This window comes from Ideonella sp. P3_A4 (assembly GCF_056403075.1).
Genome location: NZ_JBFUGE010001352.1, coordinates 1 through 580 on the forward strand (window position 1 = coordinate 1; position 580 = coordinate 580).

At 58.8% G+C, this 580-nt stretch carries 1 protein-coding gene; it reads left to right on the forward strand.

The window, feature by feature from the left end; translation table 11 throughout:
• The coding region (locus AC1DYI_RS37980) for an ankyrin repeat domain-containing protein (RefSeq protein WP_477209204.1) at window positions 1-440 on the forward strand (440 nt) is incomplete at its 5' end.
• Window positions 441-580: the final 140 nt, after the last annotated feature.

The window sequence follows — 580 nt, forward strand, 5'->3', positions numbered from 1 at the left end:
TCTTGCGGCAAAGCCGCAAGCCGCCCCTTACCTCGAACGTTAGGCATCCTGTGTCTCTGCGATCGTTCTCCAAGCTCTATGCTCTCGCGAAGGCGGGGGAAACACAGGCACTTCTTGTCCATCTGGCCGAGTTGGCTGCTGAGTTCCCAGAAGACAAGGACCCTCCGACTTGGGCGCTTGTGGCTGCGGCGGAGGAAAATCAACTCGAAACTGCTGCAGTGTTGCTTCAGCACGGTGCCAACGTAGAAGGTGCCTCGGAGCGCACGCACATTCACCCACTTTGGAAGGCCGCCAAGCGCGGCCACCTTGAGATGGTCAAGCTACTCCTAAGCAAGGGCGCGAACATCGATTCGACAGACGACATGGGGTTGTCGGCCCTCGACTATGCCAAGCGGTACTCGAGGAGAAACGTTGTCGAATACTTGGAGTCCCTCAAGTGAAGCCGATGCCTAACCCCTCAGTCAAGGGGACGTCTTGCGGCAAGCCGCAAGCCGCCCCTTACCTCGAACGCCAGGCCCACAGCCGGGTTGAAGGTCCAGTTCACTTGAAGCGTCTTCTGCCAATGCCAGCTTCTCGAGGC